Genomic DNA, 24,336 nt, shown 5'->3' with positions numbered 1-24,336 from the left:
AATTCATATTACAAATCCGAATATCTAATATTTGGTTATTTATAGATGGGTGATCATCCGATCGTTTTGACGACATTTCCTTCTTGATCTTTAATGTAGGTTTTCATTACCCGGATAGCAAGCCCCGGAAAAGAAGAGAGCTCAAACGTACATACCTTCGGCACCAGGTTTTGGCTAAGCTCGGAGACCGCGGCCTCATTTAAGGCGATGCTGATTTCGTTATCCTCGACGCTGCACCCGGGCTGTTCTCCAGGCTCGAACACAATGCGGATCTCTTGACCAGCGAGGACAAGACTTTTGCCTTTTAGGATCCGTCCGCGCAGTATCTTCCCGACAATTTCTGCTTGCTTCGCGCCTAATTTCAAGGTATCCGGACGTTTGCTAAACCACCCTTTTTTGCCCGGCTCCCAGGCTAGCTGATCGACATATAAAAAACCGGTATTGGAGCCCTCTTGCTCCATCCCTTGTTCTACCGCCTCTACCATCGCTGGTATCTGCAACAGACAACCCCGAGATAAATCGGTAACATAACCCGGAATATACTCCACACCAGCATTGAGCAATCCTAACGTATTCCAGGTCTGCATCGCCTCGAGCTCATCTCTCGTGATGCCTACCATTTGTATAAATTCCACCTGTCCATTGGGAGTGCGGATCGGCGAAAGCTCGGGATCCAACGTGAAAGCCAGAGCCGTCAAAAGCGTGTCCGCGTCCAGGCAAATTGGCCCATTCGCATCCAAGTAATCACGGGCTCTGAACACATTCCCGCTATTAAAAACATACCTTCCCATATTTTGCAGCAAACTCAGCGCCCAGGCCGGCGGCTCCTCCTCGTCTTCTTCCCGCGTCAGCCGAAATGTCAATTCAAACCCGAATCCGCTATGCTCCTCATTTTCCGATTCCTTCTCATACAATTCTGAGAATCCATAGGTTACAAAATGCCAGTGCGGAACCGGCGTCTCGCTCTTGTATGCGCTGATGCCATCCAGCGGATCCTGGCCTCCAAGCGCATAGGATATAAGAGTTCCGTAATGCTTTGGCTCCTGCTCCCCGTATATTTTGGACAATTTCTGGTCAATCGCATCCCAGCCGGATGTGTTGGCTTCCTCGCTCATCATTTGTGCCTCCTATGTATTGTGCTAATTTTCAGCCATGCTGATAAGTAGAGCAGCGTCCCATTATTGAACACATGGCATTCGACTGGAATGTCTTTGAACCGTTTCAAAAACTTATGTCTTCGATCCCTGCTGACATTCGTTGCGTTAAAGACCACATTCCGCCCTAATCTCAAAGCCTGCTCAATCTCCGCAAAAGCCTCATCAAAAACCAAATACGTATTTTTCTGCTTTGACTCGCTGCCGAACAATCTGTCGCGGATGGTGTCCGTCGCCACAAGATCGGCTTTTTCCCGCCTGCACAGCTCTTTGGCATAATGGCTCTTTCCACTGCCCGGTATGCCAGCCAGCATATGAATTACACTCATCGTTATCACCCCCTTTCATATGCAGGACAGTATACTTCATGTTATACGTGATGCGGAGGGAGATCGTTTCGTTTTGCATCAACTTGACTACAGACGGGATCATGTTAAAATTCAATCAATCGATGAATTCACATTGTTTTAATATACAACTAGCGAGGAGAGTGTGCTTGTATGAACTGGAGAGAAATTACGACACCTGAAGAGTGGAATGAAATGTTGGCTAAATCCACAGAGCGCGGACAGGTTATTTTAAAACATAGTACGACATGTCCTGTAAGCTCCAACGCGCTTCAGGAGTATGAACAATATTTGCAGGATGCACCTAATCAAGATTTGGATTACACGCTGGTGAAAGTTATCGAATCCCGGCCGGTATCAAACCAAATTGCCGAGGATTTGAATGTCAAACACGAATCGCCGCAAATTATTTACATTAAGGATAAAGCCAAATACTGGACGGCCTCCCACTGGTCGGTTACAAAGGCGCATATGACAGCAGTATTGGACTAATTTGAGGATTAGCAAATGAATAGCAGCCCGATGGATGCTTCTTATCAATCGGGCTGTTAACCCCAGTCTAAAATCCTCGATTTCGTTAGGTTCTTCTTTCACGACTTCCCTTCTCCCACAAGGCGAGTCGCTCTCCACACCCGTCTATCACTTCTGCACATGCGTGTTTCATTTGCGGATAGGCTTCATATCGGGGTTTATTTATGATACAGTAGTCTAGCTAGGGGCATAAATTTCTGACTTCAGGGGAAAGATTAAATTATCAGACTTAGGAGAAATTATAATATTAAATGAATCTTATAATTTCTAATCAAGAACCCTCCTTTCTCTCTGAATGGATGGTTCTTGTTGTTTATGATCTTTAGGAGGTTGTTATTATGCATTTATTGCCGCGAGAAGTTGACAAGCTGATGATCGTGGTCGCAGCCGATCTAGCCAAACGCAGAAAAGAAAGAGGATTAAAATTAAATCACCCCGAAGCTGTCGCTCTAATCACTTATGAAGTCATAGAAGGAGCAAGAGATGGGAAAACCGTTGCTGAACTGATGGAGTACGGGGCAACCATTTTAACCAGAGACGATGTCATGGAAGGAATTCCCGAAATGATTGATGATATTCAAGTGGAAGCAACCTTTCCGGATGGAACAAAATTAGTGACCGTTCACAGCCCGATACGCTAACTAACTAACTAGAAAGGAGCCTTACTATGATACCGGGAGAATATATTTTAAGAGACGAAGACATCATTTGTAACGAAAATAGCGAAGTCTTTACGATTTCCGTTACGAATACCGGAGATCGTCCGGTTCAAGTCGGATCACACTTTCATTTCTATGAAGTCAATGAAGCCCTGGAGTTTAACCGTCAAGAGGCTTACGGCAAACGTCTCAACGTCCCTGCCGGAGCAGCCGTACGCTTTGAACCCGGAGACGCAAAGGAAATCCAGCTTATTAATTTTTCAGGAGAACGCCGTGTGTATGGGTTCAACAACAAAGTAGATGGAAAATTAGAAAGCGAGGAGTCAAAATGAGTTTTAGAATGTCCCGAAAGCAGTATGCTGAAATGTATGGTCCAACAACAGGCGATTCCATTCGCCTTGCAGATACAGATCTATTTATTCAAATTGAAAAGGATTACACTTCGTACGGAGAAGAAGTTGTTTTTGGCGGAGGCAAGGTCATCCGGGATGGCATGGGCCAGCACCCGCTGGCAACTCGTCAAGAGGGTGTAGCGGATACCGTCATAACCAATGTCATCATTTTTGATTACACCGGAATTTGCAAAGCAGATCTAGCGATTCGAGATGGCAAGATTTTTGGGATCGGTAAAAGCGGCAACCCGCTCATCACGAATAATATAGATATTATCATCGGTTCTTCTACCGAAATCATCGCTGGCGAAGGCTTGATTGTCACTGCTGGAGCCATCGATACGCATGTCCATTTTATTAACCCTAGACAAGTAGAAGTGGCGCTAACCTCCGGTACAACGACCTTAATTGGGGGTGGGACAGGCCCTGCTGCAGGATCTAGAGCGACAACAGTTACACCGGGCGAATGGAACATCCAACGCATGCTTGCAGCCGCTGAAGGACTTCCTATCAATATTGGATTCACGGGTAAAGGACATGCGGCATCCGTCGAGCCTTTGGCCGAGCAAGTAAAAGCCGGTGTCATCGGATTAAAAGTCCATGAGGACTGGGGAGCTACTGGCTCATCCCTGGACTATGCCCTGCGGGTAGCGGAGGAATACGACATCCAAGTTGCCCTTCACGCAGATACACTAAATGAAAGCGGCTTTATGGAAACGACGATGGCTGCTGTAAAAGATCGAGTTCTACACATGTACCATACGGAAGGCGCAGGCGGTGGCCATGCACCTGATTTAATCAAATCAGCAGGTTACCCGAACATTCTGCCTTCCTCAACGAATCCCACCCTCCCCTATACCGTAAATACGATCGACGAACACCTTGATATGGTTATGGTTTGTCACCATTTGAATCCTTCTGTACCTGAAGACATCGCTTTTGCAGACTCAAGAATTAGAAAAGAAACGATTGCAGCCGAAGATATCCTGCACGACATGGGCGTCTTTAGCATGGTAAGCTCGGATTCCCAAGCGATGGGCCGTGTCGGAGAGGTCGTTCTGCGCACATGGCAAGTCGCTGATAAAATGAAGAAGCAACGCGGGCTCCTATCGGGTGATAGCCCACATGCAGATAATAACCGGGCGAAGCGCTATATTGCCAAATATACGATTAACCCTGCCATTACCCACGGAATATCAGAGCATGTAGGTTCAATTGAAGTTGGGAAGATGGCCGATCTAGTTATATGGAACCCGAGGTTTTTTGGCGTGAAGCCAGAGATGGTGCTGAAGAACGGGCTTGCCGTTACGGGGTTAATGGGAGATGCCAATGCTTCGATCCCGACACCGCAGCCCTATATTTATCGCCCGATGTATGCCCAGTTCGGAAAAGCTTTAGCCAAAAGCTCGGCAACCTTTATCTCCCAAGCTGCTTATGACGATGGGGTTCACGAGAAACTTGGACTGGAAAAGATCATCCTGCCTGTGGGTGGAATTCGTACGCTAACGAAGAAAAACATGAAGCTGAATTCGGAAACACCTGAAATTACGGTCGACCCGCAAACCTATGAAGTGAGGGTAAACGGTGAATTGCTGACCTGTGATCCGGTCGATATTGTCCCGATGGGCCAGCGATATTTCTTATTCTGAGGTGAAAAGACATTGATCATTGAAAAAATCCTAACCAATCTGGATCAAATGGATCCAAGTGAGATTGAAAAGCGCCATATCGAAAAAGTGTACCTGGAAAGCGCACATTTAATGAAGCGCATTCAACGCGTAAAAACAGATCATGGCAACGAGCTGGGCATTCGTCTCCGCGAGCCCCGGGATCTGATAGCCGGTGATGTGCTCTACATGGACGAGAAGAACATGATTGTCATTGACGTCTTGTCAGATGACCTTCTTGTCATCAAGCCTAGAAGCATCATGGAGATGGGCACCATTGCTCACCAGCTTGGGAATCGCCATCTTCCTGCCCAATTTGAAGCCGATGAGATGCTGGTGCAATATGACTATTTAGTCGAGGAATTGCTGCAACAGCTTGGAATCCCTTATGGGCGAGAGGATCGCAAAGTGAAACAGGCATTCCGTCACATAGGCCACAGTCATGAATAACCAGCTTCTCTCTTTGTTTCAGCTATGCGACTCCAACTTTCCTACAGGAGCCTTCAGCCATTCTTTTGGCTTGGAGAGCTATATTCAGGAAAATAAGGTGCATAACCAGGAAACGTTTTTTGAGTGGTTGAAAGTGTATTTACATGAGCAGCTCGTCTATTCTGACGGGCTTGCCTCACGACTCGTGTATGAAGCTCTCATGAACGACGATTTACAGCAAATATGGCATCTGGATCACCTGCTAACGATCCAGAACTTGCCAAGGGAGACGCGGGAAGGAACGCAAATGATTGGCGATCGGATGCTAAAGCTAACGGAGACCATATACGGCCTCTCCATCCTGTCTCAATACAGGGAAGAAATAAAGAAGAAAAATGCATTCGGCCACCCTGCTATTGTTTTCTCGATGGTAGCTCATGGGCTTAGCGTGACCAAACAAGATACCATCCTCTACTATTTGTACTCTGCGATTTCCAGTCAGGTGCAAAATGCAGTACGAGCCGTTCCTCTTGGACAAACCGCAGGTCAAACGATTTCCCATCAGTTTATACCCGAATTAAGTCAGGCTGTAGATCGAATCATCGAGTTGACGAAAGACGATTTCGGCATCGTGTCTCCAGGGATTGAACTATCTCAAATGAAACACGAACGAGTAAATATCAGAATATTTATGTCCTAATTTTCAAATAATCTATAAAGGGAGTGTACTCAATGAATCCAATTCGAATTGGTGTTGGAGGTCCTGTTGGAGCAGGTAAAACCATGCTTGTAGAAAAATTGACCCGGCATCTGTCGGATGAAATAAAAATGGCCGTTGTCACAAACGATATTTACACGAAAGAAGACGCTAAATTTTTAATTCAAAACGGGGTACTTCCCGAGGATCGGATCATCGGTGTAGAAACCGGCGGCTGTCCTCATACGGCGATTCGTGAAGATGCTTCCATGAATTTTGCGGCCATTGATCAGCTCATGGAGCGTCATCCCGATGTGGAATTGATTTTTGTGGAAAGCGGCGGCGACAATCTTGCGGCGACATTCAGCCCCGAACTTGTGGACTTCTCCATTTACATTATTGACGTAGCGCAGGGAGAGAAAATCCCTCGTAAAGGTGGACAAGGCATGATCAAATCCGACTTGTTCATCATCAACAAAACCGACCTTGCTCCCTATGTCGGCGCCAGTCTCGAAGTGATGGCAAAGGACACCAAGGTATTCCGCGGCGACAAGCCTTTCTTTTTTACAAACTTAAAAAATGATGAAGGCCTTCCTGAAGTCATGGACTGGATTAGGAAGCATGCTTTATTAAAAGGTTTAGAGTAATATGACAGATTGGACTGGCTCATTATCTTTAGAATTGGAAGACCGCAATGGGAAAACCGTTGCCAAGAGAGTGTACTTCCAAGGTGCATTCAAAGTGATGCGACCGATATACACTGATGATTCAGGTCAGGTCTGCTATTACCTTCTAAATCCTGGCGGGGGTTATTTGGACGGCGATCGGTACAAGATGGACATTTCGGCGGATGAAGGGTCTAAAGTGACTTTAACCACACAATCGGCAACCAAAGTATATAAAACGCCAAAAAATTATGCCTATCAGGAAACCGTAATCCGCTTGAAGAAGGGGAGCTATTTGGAGTACCTTCCCGATCCGTTGATTGCTTATCAGAATGCACACTATAAACAGAAAACAGTTGTTCATATAGAACGTGGTGCAACATTTCTGTATACGGATATCCTCACGCCCGGCTGGTCGCCGAACGGAGAGAAATTCACCTACGATACCGTTCAGCTAATGACCGAAATTTATTGGGACGGTAAACTTGGTGTATTTGACCACATCAAATTAATGCCGCAGCAACAGACGATATCCGGTCTCGGATTCATGGAAGGTTATACGCATCTAGGCTCCATGATTGCGGTAAGCGAACAAACGGAGCCTGAGTACCTCGATGAGTTGTACGAAGCGATTCGAAGCGAAGAATCCGATTTCTCCTTCGGGATTTCGCACTTAGCGATCCCTGGATTTTGCATACGAATTCAAGCTAACGCGACCCAAACCATCGAGCGAATCTTTAACCAATGCCATACCATCATCAGCAAGAAGTGGAACCATCGTCCTCCAAGCTCTTTACGTAAATATTAATACAACTTAAATCCTCAGTTCATAGGTTCCTATCAGGCGAGAGAAAGGCCGAATTCCTCACCTATTTTAAACAAGTAAATGGACAATCTGAAATAAAATACTATATAATAGGCAACTAACGTTAAACTTTCCTGAGAGGAGAACCAATATGACTGAAGATAACCATATTGAGCCTGAACTGGAGGACTTTGAGGTCGAAACCCTGTTTGAGAATCGTATGCATGAGCGACTTGCGTTCACTTTTAAAGTGGAAGGCGAGGAATTCAAGGGACATTTTCACAATGAGGAGATTATGTGGCTTAACCCTCACCCCAAGCAAAAGATTGGTGAGAGTAAAGTAGACAAAATTGAATCTACTATATACTCATTAATGAGGCACTATGGCATTTCAAAAGAAATTCAAGACCTTGAAATCAAACCCGTATTTGAAGACACCAATCATAAGCGCCAGCAATTTTCTTTGCAGGTGCAGGGCGAAGAATACAAAGGGTTTGTTCATAAAGGGGAGATCCAGTGGTTCCACCCCCAACCTCAGCAAAAGCTGGAAGATGGCCTTGTACAGGTATTAGAATCTGAAATTTGCGAAAAGGCAGCACAAAAAGAACTAGAAAAGAACGATCAGCAGGATTAGCGAATCAAATAAAAAATCGCCCTAGGTGAGATGGCTGCTAATGCTTCCATTCCAACCCAAGGGCGATTTCTTTTCGTTTATAGGGGCGTTTAAATTTCAATAACACGATGGCAAAGTCTTTGCATCAGCTTCGATTCATGAGTAACAACGATAATTCCCATCTTTCGTTTCTGCGCAATCTCCGTGACTGCTTGCCAGATTTGTGCTTGCGTGATCGCATCCAGCATGGTGGTCATCTCATCAGCAATTAGAAATCGAGTATCCGGCCCAAGAGCCCGGGCAACACAGAACCGCTGCAGCTCTCCCCCGGATAGTTCATGGGGCCAGCGAGTCAGCCACTCCTGCTTAATCCCCAGTAAATCTAACATTTCTTCATCAGGGTGATATCCTTCATTCAGAATTCTATGCATCTTCCACCTTGCATTCACTGCTTTCTCTGGATGCTGAAGAACCATCTGTACAGGATGATACCCCTTCTTCGGCAACGGAGCGCCGTTCAAGGTGACCTCTCCCTCTAAGGGGGACTCATAACTAGCTAGTATTCGGCACAATGTTGTTTTCCCGCGTCCGCTTGGACCGGTTATGCCAACGACTTCCCCTGGCTCTATCGATGCATTAACGCCTCGAAACAGCCATGGGCCATTTTCATAACGAAATCCGATCTTGTTCGCTTTAAGTTGCATGGATGCACCTCACCATTCCATCTCGAAGCTCCCGCATGTCCGGCTGTGCTTGAAGGCACTCCGGCGTAGCCATTCCACAACGGGGTGCGAACAAGCAGCCCGGCGGCAGTGCACTGGAATGAGGCTGCGAGCCGGGGATTGGCGTAAAACCATTTTGGGGCAATGCTCGCCATAGCGCTTTACTATAAGGATGCCTTAAGGCTTCACCCTGGCCCGCAAAGTCTTCCACCCTCGCGATCTCGACCGTCGTTCCTGCATAAAATACCGCAATTTTATCAGCGATCTGCAGCGCCGATTCAATATCATGCGTGATCAGCAAGACTGCACACCCTTGGTTTGCGAACTCCCTAAAATGATCCAGCGCTTCCTTCATGACAACAGGATCGAGTCCAGGAGTCGGCTCGTCCGCAATAATGACCTTTGCTCCACTGACCATGGCTGTCGATAGCAGCGTTCTCCTCGCCATGCCACCAGACAACTGAAATGGGTACATGCGCTCCACCTCCCGTCCCAGGCGGAGGCGTTCAAACACCGCTCGCTGCGCTTCTATAGCATCTCCTGCTCTCACAGCTGTACGAACCTGCCTGCCGACCTTCATTAGCGGATCCAGAAAATTCACCGATTGAGGAACAAGTGCAATTTCCTTTCCTCTCAGCGCCTTTTGCCGTTCAGGAGTAAGTTCCTCCCCCTTGTATGTCATCACACCGCCGATACTCGCATTGCTGGGGAGTATTCCTACGATCGCATGCGCGAGTATGCTTTTTCCCGAGCCGCTTGCACCTACAACGGCAAGAATCTCACCCGCTTCAAGGGTAACATTCAAACTGGATATGACCTTATGATCGATCTGTTTTAATCCAGTTGTATATTGTTTAAAAGAGACGGATAAATGATTCACCTCAAGAATAGACATTCGTTAACTCCTCTTTCTATTGAACGCCGTATATCTCCCTAATCGCGATTCCTATTAGAATCTGTAAGCCATCGGAGATTTTCGCCAATCTGGTCAAACATTCTCACGATGAATAGCAAACAAAGTCCAGGGAAGAATGCAAGCCACCACATGCCTGCAGATAAATACTTCATGGATTCGGATAAAATAATTCCGATGGCAGGCTCATGCGGAGATAAACCTAAACCTATAAATGTAACTGCTGCCTCATGCAAAATAACATGCGGAAACAATAACATAAAACCAATGAGAAATTGCGGGATGATATGGGGGACAATATGGTGAACGGCAATCCACCAGCCGGATTTTCCCATCCGCCGAGAAACCTGAACAAATTCGGCAGACCGGATTTGCATCACCTCTGCCCGGATGACCCTGGCAAGACTTGGCCAGTGGGTTAAAGTTAATCCCACCACGATCCCTTTAAATCCTCCACCTAACATAAAAGCAATGAGAATCAGAGTGACCAGATGGGGAACGCTCAGAAACAGATCAATTAACCATGAAATAAGGCGATCTGCCCTCTTCCCCATAGTTGCAGCCATCATCCCAAGGAATAAAGCAATGGAAGCACTGCCAATAGCTCCAATTAACCCAACGCCTATACTTAATGCGAGACCCATTACCGTGCGTGTGAACATATCTCGCCCTAACCAGTCCGTACCGAAAAGATGGTCTACGGAAGGAGGGGAATTTCGATCGGTAAGATTCGTTACAATTCTTCCCTCATCGAGGAATAAACCACTCAATAGGATGATGACGATGAAAACAACAGATATGATGACTTTCATAAGCGCCCATTGCTTTCGATTCAGAGGGAATTTCTTCGGGATTGAAATCATGCCTTCCTCCCCTCCCTCGTTCTTGGATCTAACACATAATAGCTTATATCAGCAAGTAAATTCCCAATAAAAACAAACAGGGTCGTAAACATTACGATTCCTAATAAAAGCGGAACATCTCCTCGCAGTCCTGCTTCTACCGTAGCCTGTCCTAAACCCGGATACGAAAAAACCTGCTCGGCCAACACCGCTCCTCCAAACAACTCACTAAACGCTGCAAATTGCAGCGTAATCGCCGGTAAGGCCACATTACGCAAGCCATGCCTCCAAAACAACACAAAACCTTGTTCCCCTCTTGCTCTAGCGAATAAGACATAATCACTGCCGAGAACATCAATCAGCTTTTGCCGCGTATGAAGAGCCACATTGGCCATGCCAACCATACTAAGTGTCAGAACTGGCAGAACAAGATGCCGAATTCGATCCAACAGCGTAACATTTTCCGCGAGGACTCCGGCTGGAACCCCCATGCCTACAGGGAACCATCCTAGCCATACAGCAAAAACAATAAGAATCAGGAGCCCCATCCAGAAGGTTGGTGTGGAGGCCAAGGTGAAGCAGTACCACTTGATTAAACGGTCAATCCAGGTTCCTTTTTTCATGGCTGCTATAACACCCGTCACGAAGCCGATCACGCCTGATAATACCCAAGCAGACAGCATCAGAGCCAGCGAATTCAAGAATCGCTCACCAATAACATTGATGACCGGGCGGCGATAGATCATAGAAATTCCTAAATCTCCGGTTACAACAGCAGAGCCCCAGTGAAGAAACTGTACCATGACAGGCTGATCCAATCCCCAATACTCCGCGATTTTAGCTCGCTGTTCCGGGCTTACCTTCAACATATCCGCACCGATGTAGGCTTGAATGGGATCAATCGGAGAGTTTTTCACTAACAAAAAAGATATAAAACAGATGGCCACTAATAAAGTAACCATCCGGAATCCTTTCCGTAATATCAATAATCCCAGCTTACGCAACGTTATTTCGTCCATTTCCAATCCACGATATTATCGGTTGCAGGCCAACCATGCCCGTGAACATGGATTCTTTGATCTCCGATATCAAGTCCATCTTTCACGAGGTATAGATGATTAATATTGACTAACCAAGCCCACGCCGCATCGCCTTTTACGCTGAGACCCGTTGTTTCATCCCACTGTGCTTTTTTCCAGAACTCAATCGCTTCCTCTTCCGTCTTAGCGTGAAGAGCTTGTTCAAGATACCCATCCACCGTCTTATTCGAATAATAACCGGTGTTGTAGTAATCGATCCCGGCCGTTTCGCTGCTATAGAGATTATACATTTCATGCGGGTCATGGCTTCCCCAGCCCATAATTACGGGGTTAGAATACATACTCTTAGATATAATATCCCAGCTTCCCCCTGCTAATTTGACATTTAACCCCAACGGCTTCATCATATCCGCAACAGAAATCGCGAGAGACTGTCTAATGGAATCACTCGCTAAATAATACAGCGTGAATTCTGCTTTCAAGGCACCTTTCTCCCTGACTCCATCCCCATCGGTATCTATCCATCCCGCTTCATCCAACAGTCTCTTAGCCCCTTCCAAATTACCGTCTTCAATCACGGTTTCTGGATTCCACCAGGGCAGGCCGTCCACCGAAGTATAGGCTGGCGTTCCATGTCCTTCCAAGACCCCATCGACAAGGGCATGGCGGTCTACGGCTATATTTATAGCATGGCGAATCGCTGGGTCTGCGGTTACATCGTTGCCAATGGGTAAGCCATCTTTCGTAACGCCTCCCGATTTCACATAGGGAAAAACGATTCCTCGATTATCCACGGTTTTTAAGGATTCTATCCTCATGCCGGTGACTTTCTGATGACTAAATGCAGCCGGTATATAAGCAAGATCAACGATTCCCGCTTGGGCTGCTGCAAATGAGGCATCCTCACTCAGGAATAGGAAAGTTATTTTCTTGAAATACGGCTGCCTATCATAATATTGTGGATTCGCCTGAACAATCAACTGCTGCCCCTTATCCCATTGCACAAGCTGATACGGGCCGGAGCCTATGGGATGCTCTGCGTAGTCTTTACCGTAGGCATGTTTCGGGATAATTCCGGTTCCGATAAGCGTATTCACAAATGTTGATTGGGGCTCTTGCAACGTAAATCTAACGGTGTAATCGTCCAAGGCCTCTACTTTGCGCACACGATTAAGATCTACAACCGATCCATTACCAGCAGCTGTTTCAAATGTAAAAACAACGTCAGCAGCCGTTAATGGCTGCCCATCCGAAAATTTAACATCATCACGGACTTTCACTGTCCAAACGTTTCCATCTGGACTTACTTCATAGTTAGTGGCAAGGTCATTTCTAATGTTAAGCTTGTCATCTCTTTTTAAAAGAGTGCTTTGGAACAGGGGTGAGCCATAACGTCCCCAGCCTGTTGTCGGGTCAAAACCCGTTTCAGGTTCAGAGCCGAAAGCTAACACCAGTTCATCCTTTTTGACCTCACTAGCGACGCTTCTCCCAACGTCAGCCGAATCCGGCCGGGAGGAATTGCAACCTGCTAACGTAAATATGGAAATGAATGCAACTAATGCGACCATTCCAACAAATCTCTTTTTGATCTATCTCACCTCATCTTTAAAAATCCCAATCAAAAAACCTTACTTAACCGCAAAGTAAGGAATAATTCGTTATATATAACATGAATGTCCTTAGTGTCTTTCAGAAGGAATTGATACTGGAGATATTACAATTGTTCCCGCTGGGAAGGTAAATTATTACACGGAGTAACAAGGCGAAAGTAGATAAAACAGGCATAGATATTTAAATGCGAAGGACTGCAGGGCGGTGGCCTACACCTATATTAATAGCTTATCTTCGAATAGGCAACATTATTCCTAAAGGTAAACTATTACTTGTTCGCTTTGGTAAGCGCTCCTTTGTATTCCGCTGATGCGTTAATATAGTGTTATGTGCAATTGCTTAAAAATCACACAACCAACCTACAGTGAAAGGATGTAATCTCAATCGATAGTTCAAGTACTTCATTATTACTTTCTATTACCCTCCTTGAACGAAAATTTGCTGCATCACAAGTAATCAATAGTCTATTTATCCCAATCCTCTTTGCTTCTTTTATTAATTGTGCAAGAAATATTTTCCCGTATCCCTCACTGATGGAAGTGAGTGAACTTGCATGACCGGACTTCCATGACTCCCAGGGATAATGCAGTAAAGCGAAGCCCGGTTGATCAGAAATATCAACCGGGCTTCGCTTCATTGGCGAGTAGATATTTTACTCGGGTCTACCATAATCTTACGCCAATCATAAGCAAAAATAATCATGGCCCCGCCCAATGCCGCACATAACATATACATTGCTGAATAGGAGAACATGTCCGCGATTGGTCCCATAATAACTCCTCCCATTGATACGCCTAAGTCGGCGGCCGCAATAAACAACCCGATCAGCACATTTCGATTAGACAGTGGCAGTACAAAAGATAAATACGTTGTTAAAGTCGGGTAAAGCAATGCCTGGGCTATGCCCATCAACACAGCGCCTGCATAGAATAAAACCGGCCCCACGTCTGCGGCAATACTTACGCATAGAGAAGCTCCGGCCAGGATTAACATCATTCCCATCATGAAACGTGCATGCCATTTGCCGTCCGAAGGGATCCGCTTCCTTAAAACAAATCTGGCCAAGACTACGGTTCCCGCCTGAAGCACGAGATATATCGCAGCATTTCCGTTTGCGATTTGCACGGCGTATAGCGGTATAAAGGTAGTCACCGCCCCAAAGACGATGGAAGCCACCAGCATTAGAACACTGCACTTGAACAAGTGCGCATTTTTAATCAACTGGCCGAAGGACTGCATCATCGTAATTCCCGGTTCCATCTCGGTACGATTCGCTTCTTCCTTGGGGGCTATTCCAGCACTGAAACCAAACGCCCCTGTAACAATGGCCATGCCAAGCATTGTCACGGCAAAAATATTCATGTCCCCAGCCTGCCAAATGCCTATAGCCAGCAATGGACCTATAACTCCCGGCAGAGTTGCGCATAAGGAATACAGCGAAATCCCTTGGGAGCGATCCTTATCCGGCAGCGCATCGATGATGCCCAACTGCAGAGCCATGGAGAAAAAGGCAGTGCATACGCCTTGCAGCATTCTGGCGATAAAATAACCTTCCAATCCGGTAAATGCATACAAGGACAGGGCCAATCCATTAATAATCAGTATGGCCCGCAGCACCCGTATCGGTCCATGCCTATGGATCACCCGGCCTGCCCACGGCCGGAAAACCATGGTCGTAAACAAATAGGCGCCCATAATTATGCCAATCGTTGCATTGGTGGCGCCTAGCGATTCACCCTTTAACGGTATAATCACATTCAATATGGAATTCGCGCTAAAGTACAGCAGCGTCAAAATATATAACCGCAAAAACGGCCAGGACATTGCTCCTTTCACTCTTTTCCTCCTTCCTCCTTTGCCTGCTTATTCATCATGAGCAAATAGTCCACAAGTTTTATGTAATCACCTGGTCGAGCAGTTTCCTGGCATATGGGGACTTTACGTCTTTTAATTGCTCTATTGGAACGATTTCTTCGATTCTTCCATTTCGAATGATCATGATTCTATCGCAAATGTAGGCTGCCGCCTGAATATCATGCGTGATGAAGATGTAACCCATGCCGTAAATGGCCTTCAAATTTTTAAGCAATTCAAGTACTTGAAGCTGCACGGAACCATCCAAAGAACTAACAGCCTCATCCATTAAAACAAACTTGGGTTCTATGGATACGGCTCTTGCAATACATACCCTCTGAGCCTCTCCTCCTGACAGCTCATGAGGATATTTGCTGCGGTAAGACGGATCCAGACCAACTTGATGCAGCAGAACATCAATCTTGGTGTGCATATCTTTGCGGCTCTTCGCAACCAGTTTTAGCGGCTCGATCATCGTTTGTTCTACCGTATAAAAGGGATGTAAGGACGAGGTGTAATCTTGAAAAACGGCGCTGATGTTCCCCTGCCTCGTAGTTCGCTTCCCGATGGGCTCTCCCTTCAGCCGGATCGTTCCCTGATCCGGTTTTTCGATCCCTAATAACAAGCGTCCCAATGTGGATTTGCCGCTGCCGCTTTCCCCGATAATCCCCAAGCACTCCCCGGGCTTACACTGAAAGCTGATGTCCTTAAGCACTAGATGTCTCTCTGCGGAAAACCTGCCGGCTTTGCTGTAGGATTTCTCAATGCGTTCAACGATCAACAATGCCAGTGCCCCCCATAACTTTATGAAAATGCTTATTCAAGGCCAATTTGGAGGATACCAGATACTTTGTGTACTCATGACGGGCATTAGAAAAAATATCCTGGGCAGTTCCTCTTTCCACAATGACTCCGGCTTTCATGACTAGAACCTCGTCAGCTAATTTTTGAACAATCCTTAAATCATGTGAAACAAGAATGATGGCGCAACCCATTCGGGACCGCAATTCCAGCAGTTGTTCAACGACCTCATATTGGGAAATGGCATCTAGCGCTGTTGTAGGTTCATCGGCAATAATCAAATCCGGCTTTAGGACAATCGCTAACGCTATCATAATCCGCTGCAGCATCCCCCCTGACAGCTGATGAGGGTATTTATTCATGATCTGAGCCGGATCCTTCAACCTCACGCTTTCCATCGCTATTATCATTCTGGCTTCGCTTTCGCTTCGGTTTAAGCCGTAATGCTGCGCAAGCGTCTCCCGAATATGCACGCCGATGACGCATGAAGGATCAAAAGCCCGCATGCCATGCTGCATGATCATGCACAGGTGTTTTCCGCGCAAGCTCCTTATTTTTTTGTCGGAAAGCTCCGCTAAGTTAACATCGCGAAACAGAATATCCCCGGATTGACGGATGCTGCCCCGGTTCAATCTCATGATCGCTCTGCAAGTCATGGACTTCCCGCTCCCGCTTTCTCCCACAATAGACAAGCAGTTCCCCTGCTTGATATGGAAAGAGCTGTTTGGAACAATCACTTGCCCGGTCAACTCATCCCATACCCGCAAATTGGACACTTTCAGAATGTTCATTGGAAATTAGGCCACCTCTTCTCCTCTCAGCTTGGCCGTACGAGAAAATTCCTGACGCTGAGGCTGCGGCTTCGAACGAAGCAGTTTAGGATCCAGCGCCGCCTGCAGCGCATCAGACAGGAAATTAACAGCCATTACGACAATGACGATGGCTAAACCGGGCGCAAGCATCAGCTCGGGTCTCGAGAACATGACCGATCTTGCTTCATTCAACATCATCCCCCATTCTGCATGAGGCGCTTGAACGCCTAAGCCCAGAAAGGAAAAACCTGAGATTTGCAAAATCATCGAGGCAAAGGAACTACTGGAGACTACCGCAATATCCGGAAGTGCAACCGGGACGATTTGCTTCATGATAATTCGAGTGTCGCTGACACCAATCGCTTTTGAAAATTTAACATAATCGGATTCAGCATATTGCATGACAGACGTTCTGATCATACGCGCGAACCAGGCCCATTTCGCCAGCACAAACGCAATCATCATATTTTCCAGTCCGGGACCAAGAATGCCAACTATCGCAAGCGACATCACATAGCCCGGGAATGATAGCATCACGTCGCAAACTCTCATCAAGCATGCATCCGTTATGCCCCTGAAATACCCGGCAATCAAACCTAATATTCCCCCGAAGCCTACCGATGCAGCAAGAGCAGCGAGCACCCACAGCACACTGGGGCGGATTCCATAAATTAATCTGGACATTATGCACCGTCCCAAATGATCGTTGCCCAGCAGATACGCCCAGGATGGAGCGGCATAACGAAGCTCCATATCGACTTCATGGGGATCATGCGGCGCAAGCCACGGGGCAAACACACCTGCAAGAACAATTGCGGCAATAACAGTTAAGGACAAGGCAGCCAGCTTGTCTTTCCACATATTTTTGATGAGATTCATTTAGAGTTCCTTCCTTAATTTAGGGTTCAACGCCGCACCCAGCAAATCAGACAGCATGTTGAACAACACAAAAGCCGCGGCCAATACCAGGACATAAGCTTGAATGATTGGAAAATCCCTGCCTAAAATCGAATTGACGGTCAGCGTCCCTAATCCAGGCCATGCAAATATATTTTCTACGACAACTGTGCTCCCCAAAATTGTGGGAATCGCCATGCAAAATACTGAAACGGCTACTTGCAGGGAATTCCTTAAAATGTGCAGCGTTATCGTTCTCTCCGGCAGGCCACAGGCCCTGCCATACAAGACATAATCTTCATTTAATTGACTTAACATCGAGCTGCGGATGATCCTGAAATAAATGCCCGCATAATTGAGCGTGATTACCAACGCCGGCAATAGATAGCTGCGGTAAGAAGTCATACCGCTTGTTGGCAGCAAATCCAGCTGGACCGAGAAATACCAGATCATCAAAGTTGCCAGTAAATAAGCAGGCATCGAGGCTAGGACAAACAGCACTCCTCTGACCGATTTATCGAGCAAATCTCCTTCCCGCAGCGCGCAAATGACTCCAAATCCAATCGACAGCAAGATGATGCCTGCAACAGAAACCAAAGTTAGCTGCAGCGTATGAAGAAGAGCTGGACCTAAGAGGGACCAGACCGGTTTTCCCGAAACGTAGGAGTTGCCGAAATTAAGCTGCAGGCAGGATGTCAGCCAATCAAAATATTGAACCAGGAAGGGCTGATCCATCCCTAACGATGCTTTCGTTTCTGCGATTAACTCAACGGTGATGTTCGGAACGCCCTGCGCCTGCAAGACCAATTGGGCCGGTTCTAATGGAGATAGAAAGTTTAGTCCGTATGTTACAAACGAAATAATCGCTAGCAATGAAACCGAGATAATTGCCCGTTTGATGATATAAGCGCCCACAGCCATCCCCCTTTTTATTAAGATGGATTAGTAGTGCATTTGCTCGAACGGCAGTTCAAACTGCGTTTGCTTGAAAGAGATCCCCTGCAGGCTTGTCGGAGCCACAACCGTAATATTGCCATTGGTGATCGGAATAAAAACAGCTTCATCATGCACAAGAGTCAGAATTTCCGCATATAACGATTTCCGTGTGGCTTCATCTGCGGATACCATCACTTGATCAATTTTTTTATAGAGTTCTTCTGCCTGAGCTATGCCGCTTGTTGTATGGTAATAAGATGCTTCGGACGTAAATCCGGCAATCGTGCTTTGCGGATCATAGGCCAGTCCCCAGGTTTGATTGAAGAGCAAATCATAGTCTCCCGTTGATCTTCGATTGGCAATAGAAGCGGCCTCTTCGCCGAGCAACTGCAGCTGTACGCCTATTTTTTTCAAGGCGCTCTGTATGAATTCTGCCTGCGTTTTTTGGGAAGATGAGTTCACATCGTAATATAGCTTCAGCGTTAACTGTGCTTCCCCTTTCGTTCGAAGCTCGCTGCCTTTTTCCAGAATCCAGCCTGCCTCCTCCAGGCGTGCAGCCGCCGCATTCAAATCATAGTCCCGCTGTTTTAGTTCCACATTGGCATAATTGACATTGGAGGAGAACAGCGTATTTGCCGGCTTTTCCGTACCGTCAAAGATTTGTTTACTGATCGTATCTCTATCGATCGAATACCAGATGGCTTCACGAACCGCCGTGTCATGCACCGGGCTGTCCGTTCTGCTGCTGTTGGCCACGATCATTTTCGTATTCATCGGCTCGCTTCGAATAATCTGGTATTTGCCTGAAGCGGCCAATTTATTTATAGCTTCCACATCGATGCTGTCCGTGCCACGGTCATCTGTAAACACAAAATTAATTTCTCCTTTTTGTAAGGCCAGCAATGTCGTTTCGCCAGCAGGGAGAACCTTCGAAATCACCTTTTTCAGTTTAGGCGCGCCGCCCCAGTAATTTTCGTTGGCCTCAAACACAGCATACTGATCGATTTTATGTTCAGTAAGCTTGTAGGGCCCTGTACCGTTGTAACCGTTAACCCCATCTTTGGTTCCCCCGTTGATGAAATCTTTAGGCGATATGAACACATAAGGCCTGGTCATGGATAATTCAACCAAAGTCGGATAATAGGCCTCCGACAACACCAGCTTAACGGTATAATCATCCACGATATCGCAGCTCAACAGCTTGGTCGACAGCTTGATCCAGGAATGTTTGCCTGCATTGCTCTGTACGGCTTCAATGTTTTTCTTTACAGCTTCTGCATTAAAGGGCTCTCCGTCATGGAATGTCACGTCCCTTCTTAGACGAAACGTATATTCCTTCCCATCCTCTGAAATGTCCCATGATTCGGCCAGAAGCGGCTTGATCCCCTCTTTCGTATGCTCTACCAACGACTCGTAGACCATCCCTTGGGCTGGCATGGAGCCTGGATACAGATGCGGGTTCATATCGTTAATATCTTTGGCGGTAGCGTACACCAGTTCTTGAGCGCTGCCGGTCGACTCTGACTTTTCAGCAGCCCCGCCATTGCAGCCAGCTAGCAGTACTGCCAAGAGCACTACTGCTGACAATAATTTAAACATAGTCCTTCTCATATCATTTCCTCCCAGAGACATTACTTCATATCTTTTGAAATTTCACTGCAGATCATTTTTAAATCTTCTTCGAAGCTTCGAATGGCAAATGCGTCCGATAGCGATTCTCCCTGCAGCATCTTTGCCGTTATCCTAAGTTTGCTTTCGTAGGCAGCAATAAACCGATCGATCGTCGGGCAGGGTACAGCTATAAATTTTGCGATGCCCTGTATGATTTTGGTCCGATAATAATCTTCTTTCGGCATTCGCGGAATATCCCATTTCCCTTCCTTATTTATATAGATTTGTGAAATGGGAACCGCAGAGAAATCAAAATATTTTCCATCTTGATCCGGCTCGGAGAATGGATCGATCAGCAGCGACGCATACCGGATATATAACAAATACTCTTGATGAATCGGTTCCAAATGAAGAAAGTTGTCGATATCGTCCCGCGATAGGCTTTCCGGCCTGACTGGATAATTGTCATCCGTCATAAAGCAGAGCAGGTTCATCCCTTTTAACTTCAGACTTTCAGTGATGCGGGTCATTTCCTTCCAGCCGGTCAGCATGTCACGAATCAAGGATGGTGTAATCGGCCCTTCTGGAAACAGTTTGTATACGTATTTTTTGATAGGGCTTCCTTGAAACACCTCGTTTAAACAGTAATCATTCATAAAGAGGGGCGGATGAACATAAAGGGATATGTTCCGCGTTTCCGCTTCGATAGGAGTAACCATGACTTCTAATTGAATGCCCAGTTGTATGAAAAGCTCGCATAGCATTCCGACGTTACTGGAAGAAGCCTCGGTAGAACCGATATAAAGCTTCCTTTTTATCCCGGTCGTGATTACGTCACACGATGGTTTGCCATGTCTCCAGCGGGTATCGCCCAAATATGTAGAAAAACTGATGACCTCGGTATCGCAATGATTGGCCTCCATATAATGGCGAACCAGGCTGTTGGAACCGAAGGTCGGCGAGATGAGAACGATGCACTTCACATGCTTCCACAGATCCGCATCCAGTTGACGCAGCACTTCAAGATAAGCATCCGTTGTTACCGCCATAACCAACGTATCCCATTCACCTGTGGCAGCCTCATAAGCATGGAATAATTCATCGATTGCGCATTCCCCTTCCAGCAGCCGATGCTGTTCATTTTGGACCGCCGCGGATACAACCCCCTTACTTTGCAGAAGAGCAGCAAAGAACTGCTCCGACCGGATAGATTCCCGCCCAACGATGCCGATATGAGCATTGAAGCGGTTTTTAAACAAGACAGCCAATTGAACGGTAACCTGCCCGGTTCCCAAGATCAGTACTCTGTTAAAGCCGCTCATTCCGTTCGCCTCCTTGCATCGCGGGCTGTGCTTTTTTATACAGGGCCACGTCAAACACATGATCGGGATGCAAAATGATGTCCTTCAGCCGCCATTTTTGCTCGTCCACAAATTCCCTGGGATAATTGAACAATGACTTTAATTGATCACCGAATCTCATCGCGACAACCACTTCATCATTGGTCAGCGGATGCAGCTGCGCTAGCAATGCATATTTGCTGGCAACCGTCGAGCTGAAAATGATGTGCGTTGCGTCCTTAATCATGTCAAGCTGTTCAATGAACAACTTCTCCAGCCTAATTCGCAAGCCGCCTCCCAGCCTCTCCAAAATCTTTCTTCCCAATCTGACAGCCTCTGCATCAATATCTATTCCTACCACCTCAGCTTCCGTCCGCTTTGCAATTAGCAGCGGCGTCATCGGAAATGAACCTGACCCGATCATGAGTACCTTGGATTGTGCGGTGATTTGAAAGCCGCCAAATTCCGTCTCGATACAGGATTCTATATTTTTGAAATAATCGGTTTGTTCGCCAATCCCGCTAAGCAGTTTCAATGCTCGGTACTTCTCCATAAGCGCAACGCATCGCGCCGACACCTCCCTTAACCGTTCTGCCAGCAACGCTACGCTGCTAACTGCCGTCAATTCTTCCAACTGCTCATAAGCCTTTTGATTATTCTGATCCGTAATAAATGCCGAGTAATCATCGATCACAGACTCCAATTCCTCGCTGTATTGGGTGGTTCCGTCATATCTCTCGGCCAAGTTCGTAAAACGATCCAAGTATTTCTGCAGCAATTGCTGCAGCCTTGCTGACGCATGCATCGACTCCCTACCTCCTTCGTGAAATCACACGTTTATATATGCCCTTCCCTGAGCTACAATCTCTACGGTGCCTTCAATTTTCAACTCGGTAATCTCATCTTTGCTGCAATCCGCAGTTACATGAATCCATCCCCCAGGCTGCTTAATTTGAGCGGATATGGCCGTCTTTCTACTCCAAGACATGTAAGCTCCAAGTGAAGCTGTGCCTGATCCGCAGCCCCTTTCCCAAATCAGGCTATCTAATGGAGGAACATAGATGAGCGGAGCCATTTCATTCAAAGCCGGATTATAAAGCAGCACACCGATCAAGCTGCTACCTAGCATGGTTCCGAGCAGCTTGGCTAATCCTTGGGCTTTGTCCCTTACTTGTTTATTGAACCGCTCCACCTCGATCACAATATGAACAAAATCAGGGTATCTCACGATGGCCATTTCCAAATCCTCACCTTCGTACTTTACTGACTTTTGTTCAATCTTCTGGGGAGCGGGCATGGAGACACGGCAAACATATTGCTCACTTACTTTTTTCACCTGGCAAGCAATCAGCCAATTCGTACCCGAGGCTTCCAATTCGATGCTCAACAAGTCGTTATGGGCGATTCCTCTTTCAGCAGCAATAAAGGCTGCCAAGGCCATACAGGCATTTCCGCAAAACTCACCTCCCGCCATTTGAAGATGTGCCGCGGCTGCAGGATTCGCTGGTGTTTCGATGAAGCCAACCTGTTCGGCATGTACGTTATCATAGGACATCATCTTTGAAGCAATGTGCGTGTATTCTTCCTCCCTGTGTTTTGTTCTTACAAGAATAGTCATGTTTTGTGTGGGATTGAATTTTACAAAATCGATTTCCTGTTTCATCACACATCCCTCTGGACCTATTAGATTAGTTTAATCGTAATTTTTACGATTAATTAATGTGAATTATATACATGCAATAAAATATCGTCAACAGATTTTTCCAAACCAAGGACTTATTGCGATATTTCACTTGCAATTACTCACTTTAGGCATATATTCCTCATACGCTCGTTCAATTACTTTTGCTCATTTGTTCTCTGCTCCTTTATGCATAATTCATAAGTAATGCTGTTTAATCGTAATTTTTACGATTTAATAAAAAGTATAGACATTTCCCTCTTTTCTTGTCAACAGGATTTTCCATCAAAACTATTTTCTTGTTAATTGTATTTATTACGATTAAAATGATGTGCAGGGACGCATAAATTAGAATCAAAGGGGCTTTCTTGGCATGACGCTGCTTCAATCGAAGTTTTCAACGGACTTGCTTACATTTAAAACGATGTTTATCAGCATTTTTCTCGAAGCTCTTCCATTTATTCTACTAGGAGTCATTTCTTCATCATTGCTGCAATTGTTTGTTTCGGAGCAGCGATTGGCGCAGATCATTCCCCGAAATCCTCTGCTGGGCATTTTGTTTGCCAGTCTTTTCGGAATTCTCTTTCCGATTTGCGAATGCGGTATGATTCCGGTTATTCGCCGTTTAATGGCTAAAGGCATGCCCGCATATATCGCAACGGTATTCATCTTAAGCGGGCCGATTCTCAATCCCATCGTTTTCTTCGCGACGTATACGGCTTTTCGCAATCGTCCGGAAGTGATTTATTCCAGAATGGGGCTGGCTCTTGTCGTTTCATTTATCATTGGGCTCATCATATACCGGTTTATCCGCTACAATCCGCTCCGCATAAGCATCGGAACCCTTTATGATGATGGATCGGAGATTATAGAGCATCCGACCTGGAAAAGCAAGTTGACTTCTTTTTTTATGCATATGTCTAATGAATTTTTTGAAATGAGTAAGTACCTTACGATTGGGGCCTTTATAACAGCAATGATACATACTACAGTCAACACGGGCCAATTGACCGCGTACGGTCAAGGTCCCATTTCGTCTCACCTGCTGATGTCCGGCTTTGCTTATCTGCTGTCGATATGCTCCACATCGGATGCTTTTGTGGCTTCCTCTTTCGTCAACACTTTCTCAATAGGGTCTCTCATCACATTCCTTGTGCTGGGCCCGATGCTGGACTTGAAAGGAACGCTCATGCTGTTATCGGTATTCAAGACAAAATATGTCGTGACGTTAGGGGCATTAATTCTGCTGACCGTGCTTGGCTTAAGCATAGGGATGGATCAATTATGGTTCAGATAATATGGCATAGGTGGGTATCC

Annotated in this window: 26 protein-coding genes; 10 read left to right on the top strand and 16 right to left on the bottom strand. The window is 46.2% G+C overall.

Features of this window, described 5'->3' with window-relative positions; translation table 11 throughout:
• Positions 1-53 precede the first annotated feature (53 nt).
• Both G358_RS0106680 and G358_RS0106675 read right to left on the bottom strand, forming a co-directional pair.
• Entirely contained in the window at positions 54-1,115 is a 1,062-nt protein-coding gene (locus tag G358_RS0106680; RefSeq protein ID WP_019636427.1) for a suppressor of fused domain protein, read from the bottom strand.
• Positions 1,115-1,483: an ATP-binding protein gene (locus G358_RS0106675; RefSeq protein ID WP_019636426.1), complete on the bottom strand. Its 369-nt coding sequence runs from the start codon at positions 1,481-1,483 to the stop codon at positions 1,115-1,117. Before G358_RS0106675 ends, G358_RS0106680 begins: the two co-directional genes overlap by 1 nt.
• A gap of 171 nt (positions 1,484-1,654) precedes the next feature.
• On the opposite strand from G358_RS0106675, the gene ytxJ reads away from it, so the two are divergent.
• From ytxJ to G358_RS0106630, 9 genes are all read left to right on the top strand, one after another.
• Complete coding sequence (gene ytxJ, locus G358_RS0106670; protein WP_019636425.1) at positions 1,655-1,993, top strand: bacillithiol system redox-active protein YtxJ; 339 nt, start codon at positions 1,655-1,657, stop codon at positions 1,991-1,993.
• A gap of 377 nt (positions 1,994-2,370) precedes the next feature.
• Positions 2,371-2,673 (top strand): urease subunit gamma, encoded by a 303-nt coding sequence (locus tag G358_RS0106665; RefSeq protein ID WP_019636424.1) that lies wholly within the window; start codon positions 2,371-2,373, stop codon positions 2,671-2,673.
• Between the two features lie 26 nt (positions 2,674-2,699).
• Positions 2,700-3,023, top strand: a complete 324-nt coding sequence (locus tag G358_RS0106660; RefSeq protein WP_019636423.1) for an urease subunit beta — start codon at positions 2,700-2,702, stop codon at positions 3,021-3,023.
• Positions 3,020-4,732 (top strand): urease subunit alpha, encoded by a 1,713-nt coding sequence (ureC, locus tag G358_RS0106655; RefSeq protein WP_019636422.1) that lies wholly within the window; start codon positions 3,020-3,022, stop codon positions 4,730-4,732. Before G358_RS0106660 ends, ureC begins: the two co-directional genes overlap by 4 nt.
• Positions 4,733-4,744: 12 nt before the next feature.
• Entirely contained in the window at positions 4,745-5,200 is a 456-nt protein-coding gene (gene ureE, locus G358_RS0106650; RefSeq protein WP_019636421.1) for an urease accessory protein UreE, read from the top strand.
• Positions 5,193-5,879 carry an urease accessory protein UreF gene (locus G358_RS0106645; protein WP_026342107.1) on the top strand — a complete coding sequence of 229 codons (687 nt, stop codon included), beginning with the start codon at positions 5,193-5,195 and terminating at the stop codon, positions 5,877-5,879. The genes ureE and G358_RS0106645 overlap by 8 nt, the downstream gene beginning before the upstream one ends.
• Positions 5,880-5,911: 32 nt before the next feature.
• Positions 5,912-6,523, top strand: a complete 612-nt coding sequence (gene ureG, locus G358_RS0106640) for an urease accessory protein UreG (protein WP_019636419.1) — start codon at positions 5,912-5,914, stop codon at positions 6,521-6,523.
• Position 6,524: 1 nt separating this feature from the next.
• Positions 6,525-7,349, top strand: a complete 825-nt coding sequence (locus G358_RS0106635) for an urease accessory protein UreD (protein ID WP_019636418.1) — start codon at positions 6,525-6,527, stop codon at positions 7,347-7,349.
• Positions 7,350-7,497: 148 nt separating this feature from the next.
• Positions 7,498-7,980 carry a hypothetical protein gene (locus tag G358_RS0106630; RefSeq protein ID WP_019636417.1) on the top strand — a complete coding sequence of 161 codons (483 nt, stop codon included), beginning with the start codon at positions 7,498-7,500 and terminating at the stop codon, positions 7,978-7,980.
• An 89-nt stretch (positions 7,981-8,069) separates the two neighbouring features.
• On the opposite strand, the gene G358_RS0106625 is transcribed toward G358_RS0106630, so the two are convergent.
• The 14 genes from G358_RS0106625 to G358_RS0106560 form a co-directional block, all read right to left on the bottom strand.
• Positions 8,070-8,663, bottom strand: coding sequence for an ABC transporter ATP-binding protein (locus tag G358_RS0106625; RefSeq protein WP_019636416.1), 594 nt, complete (start codon positions 8,661-8,663; stop codon positions 8,070-8,072).
• Positions 8,653-9,576 (bottom strand): ABC transporter ATP-binding protein, encoded by a 924-nt coding sequence (locus G358_RS0106620; protein WP_019636415.1) that lies wholly within the window; start codon positions 9,574-9,576, stop codon positions 8,653-8,655. The genes G358_RS0106625 and G358_RS0106620 overlap by 11 nt, the downstream gene beginning before the upstream one ends.
• Before the next feature lie 38 nt (positions 9,577-9,614).
• Entirely contained in the window at positions 9,615-10,457 is an 843-nt protein-coding gene (locus tag G358_RS0106615) for an ABC transporter permease (RefSeq protein ID WP_019636414.1), read from the bottom strand.
• The gene (locus G358_RS0106610) at positions 10,454-11,455 is read right to left on the bottom strand and encodes an ABC transporter permease (protein ID WP_019636413.1); all 1,002 of its coding nucleotides are present in this window, start codon (positions 11,453-11,455) and stop codon (positions 10,454-10,456) included. Before G358_RS0106610 ends, G358_RS0106615 begins: the two co-directional genes overlap by 4 nt.
• A complete protein-coding gene (locus tag G358_RS0106605) occupies positions 11,443-13,044 on the bottom strand; it encodes an ABC transporter substrate-binding protein (protein WP_019636412.1) in 1,602 nt (533 codons plus the stop codon). The genes G358_RS0106610 and G358_RS0106605 overlap by 13 nt, the downstream gene beginning before the upstream one ends.
• A 676-nt stretch (positions 13,045-13,720) precedes the next feature.
• Positions 13,721-14,923 (bottom strand): staphylopine family metallophore export MFS transporter CntE, encoded by a 1,203-nt coding sequence (gene cntE / locus G358_RS0106600; protein ID WP_019636411.1) that lies wholly within the window; start codon positions 14,921-14,923, stop codon positions 13,721-13,723.
• A 58-nt stretch (positions 14,924-14,981) separates the two neighbouring features.
• Positions 14,982-15,725: an ABC transporter ATP-binding protein gene (locus tag G358_RS0106595; RefSeq protein ID WP_019636410.1), complete on the bottom strand. Its 744-nt coding sequence runs from the start codon at positions 15,723-15,725 to the stop codon at positions 14,982-14,984.
• A complete protein-coding gene (cntD, locus tag G358_RS0106590; RefSeq protein WP_019636409.1) occupies positions 15,712-16,533 on the bottom strand; it encodes a staphylopine uptake ABC transporter ATP-binding protein CntD in 822 nt (273 codons plus the stop codon). Before cntD ends, G358_RS0106595 begins: the two co-directional genes overlap by 14 nt.
• 6 nt (positions 16,534-16,539) lie before the next feature.
• Positions 16,540-17,433: a staphylopine uptake ABC transporter permease subunit CntC gene (gene cntC / locus G358_RS0106585; RefSeq protein WP_019636408.1), complete on the bottom strand. Its 894-nt coding sequence runs from the start codon at positions 17,431-17,433 to the stop codon at positions 16,540-16,542.
• Complete coding sequence (gene opp1B / locus G358_RS0106580; protein ID WP_019636407.1) at positions 17,434-18,366, bottom strand: nickel/cobalt ABC transporter permease; 933 nt, start codon at positions 18,364-18,366, stop codon at positions 17,434-17,436.
• Positions 18,367-18,393: 27 nt separating this feature from the next.
• Positions 18,394-19,998: a staphylopine-dependent metal ABC transporter substrate-binding lipoprotein gene (gene cntA, locus G358_RS0106575; RefSeq protein WP_019636406.1), complete on the bottom strand. Its 1,605-nt coding sequence runs from the start codon at positions 19,996-19,998 to the stop codon at positions 18,394-18,396.
• Positions 19,999-20,018: 20 nt separating this feature from the next.
• A complete protein-coding gene (locus tag G358_RS0106570) occupies positions 20,019-21,320 on the bottom strand; it encodes an opine metallophore biosynthesis dehydrogenase (protein ID WP_019636405.1) in 1,302 nt (433 codons plus the stop codon).
• Positions 21,307-22,143, bottom strand: coding sequence for a class I SAM-dependent methyltransferase (locus tag G358_RS0106565; protein ID WP_019636404.1), 837 nt, complete (start codon positions 22,141-22,143; stop codon positions 21,307-21,309). Before G358_RS0106565 ends, G358_RS0106570 begins: the two co-directional genes overlap by 14 nt.
• Positions 22,144-22,167: 24 nt before the next feature.
• Positions 22,168-23,001 carry a histidine racemase CntK family protein gene (locus G358_RS0106560; RefSeq protein WP_019636403.1) on the bottom strand — a complete coding sequence of 278 codons (834 nt, stop codon included), beginning with the start codon at positions 22,999-23,001 and terminating at the stop codon, positions 22,168-22,170.
• A gap of 391 nt (positions 23,002-23,392) precedes the next feature.
• On the opposite strand from G358_RS0106560, the gene G358_RS0106555 reads away from it, so the two are divergent.
• Positions 23,393-24,316: a permease gene (locus G358_RS0106555; RefSeq protein ID WP_019636402.1), complete on the top strand. Its 924-nt coding sequence runs from the start codon at positions 23,393-23,395 to the stop codon at positions 24,314-24,316.
• Positions 24,317-24,336: the final 20 nt, after the last annotated feature.

It is taken from the genome of Paenibacillus fonticola DSM 21315, from assembly GCF_000381905.1.
In the GTDB taxonomy this organism is placed as follows: domain Bacteria; phylum Bacillota; class Bacilli; order Paenibacillales; family Paenibacillaceae; genus Fontibacillus; species Fontibacillus fonticola.
This window is presented reverse-complemented; position numbering and strand designations above follow the sequence as displayed.